Annotated in this window: 2 protein-coding genes; both read left to right on the forward strand. The window is 65.3% G+C overall.

Annotated elements, in window-relative coordinates:
• The first annotated feature begins 131 nt into the window (after positions 1–131).
• Positions 132–1,247: a tetratricopeptide repeat protein gene (locus EN906_RS32325; RefSeq protein WP_127269166.1), complete on the forward strand. Its 1,116-nt coding sequence runs from the start codon at positions 132–134 to the stop codon at positions 1,245–1,247.
• Between the two features lie 232 nt (positions 1,248–1,479).
• On the forward strand, positions 1,480–1,984 hold a 505-nt coding region (locus tag EN906_RS32330), incomplete at its 3' end, for an alpha/beta family hydrolase (protein ID WP_127375687.1).

The following is a 1,984-nucleotide window of genomic DNA, read 5'->3' on the forward strand; positions in this document are numbered from 1 at the left end:
AAGCCGCCGGCCAAATGGAAAAGCAGGGCCGGCGAGGTTGCAAAGCCCGCCGCGAAGAAGGCGGCAGCGGGTGGTGCTGCTGAAAATCCGTTGAAGGCCAATCTGCTGAAGGCGGTCGGCAAGAGCAAGAAATGACGGCACCGACCGGCGCTGTTTTCGGCACGATAGGCGCGCTGGCGGCTTTTCCGCTCAGGCTGGCTGCGCGGGAAGTGGAACGCCAGCACGGCCAGCTGCGGCGCGGTATCACCAGGCGCACCACGCATGTCGTCTTCGGCCGGACACTTCTCGCCAGGGCAGGCCTCGTCAAAAACGGCGATGCCGGGATCGAGCGCAGTGTCGCCGCCGAGCGCGCGGCCGGTCGAACGCTGATCAGCGAGAACGGATTCCTGCGCCTTCTCGGACTGATGAAGACACCGGAGGCGTCTTCGCTGTCGCGGCAATCGCTGATCGATCAGTCGCGGCTATCAGGCTCCGACCTCGATTTTTTGTCGCTGTTCGATGCGTTCGAGCATGACACAGAACCTTATTCCTTCCGCGACCTGATCCTGGCGCGCAAATATGCCGGGCTCATCGCCGGCGGCGCGACATGGGCGGCGATCGCGCGCTCCGTCCACCGCTCCGGCCCGGTGGCGTCGCTGACCGCCAAGTCGCTCAATGTCGGCTCGCAGCATGGGCGCGCCGACGCGATCTATCTCGAAGGCGGCCAGAGCGAACTCGATGGGCAGTTGCTGTTCGATCTCGGAACAGCCGGGGCAGAGGGTGACGACACGCTGGAGGAGCTGTTCGCCGAGGCGGAAGCGGCGGAGGAGCAGGGCGACCATGATGGGGCCGCCGCGCTCTACCAGCGCTGTCTCGCCATCGATCCGAGCGATGCGATTGCCGCCTTCAACCGCGCCAACTGCCTGCGCGCCGGCGGCCACGCGGTGGACGCCGCGCATGACTATATCAATGCGATAAAACTCGACCCGGCCTTCGTCGAGGCGTGGTTCAACCTGGCCGGACTGATGAGCGAGCAAGGTCGCGAAGCCTCGGCGCGAAGGCACCTGCAGAAGGCGATCGCGCTCGACAAGACCTATGCCGATCCGGTGTTCAACCTTGCGAGGTTGGAGTTCGACGCGGGCAATCTGCTAGAGGCGCGGCAGCTGTGGGTGCGCTATCTCGAACTCGACGCGGATTCGGAATGGGCGCGGGTTGCAGCCAAGGGCGTGCAGTTCGTGGATCTGCAGCTGGCGCGGACGGCGGGGTGAGCATGATTGGCAAAGGCCGCCATGACAGCCAATCTCCCCCCTTGCGGGGGAGATGTCCGGCAGGACAGAGGGGGGCGCTGTCCCGCCAACAGATCGGCCAATTTTGGCGCGTGTTCCCGCACGCAAGCATGACCGAAGGCTGGCATTCCTTCACGCCCCCCTCTGCCCTGCCAGGCATCTCCCCCACGAGGGGGGAGATCAGCAGCGTCGCCGTCGCGCCGGACATCACAGCATGACCCACTTCCTCTTCGACGGTCCCGACACCGCGCCCACCACCATCCTGCTTGCCCATGGTGCGGGCGCGTCGATGGATTCGCCTTCGATGACCGCCACCGCCAAGGCGCTGGCCGCGGCCGGCTTACAGGTCGCGCGCTTTGAATTCCACTACATGGCTGCCCGCCGCTACGGCCACCGCAAACCGCCGCCGCGGGCCGAGACGGTAAATCCGGAATATATCAAGGCGACAGCCGACCTCAGGGCAAAGGGCGTGACGGGACCGCTGATCATCGGCGGCAAGTCGATGGGCGGGCGCGTCGCCTCCATGGTCGCCGACGAGATGTTTGCCAAGGGCGAGATTTCAGGGCTGGTCTGCCTCGGCTATCCCTTCCATCCGCCGGCCAAGCCCGAGCAATTGCGCACCAAACACCTTGCCGATCTGAAGACGCCGACGCTGATCTTCCAAGGTACCCGCGACGAGTTCGGCACCAGGGACGAGGTTGCGACTTATGACCTTTCCG

The sequence above is a fragment of the Mesorhizobium sp. M7A.F.Ca.CA.004.06.1.1 genome, from assembly GCF_003999135.1.
In the GTDB taxonomy this organism is placed as follows: Bacteria; Pseudomonadota; Alphaproteobacteria; order Rhizobiales; family Rhizobiaceae; genus Mesorhizobium.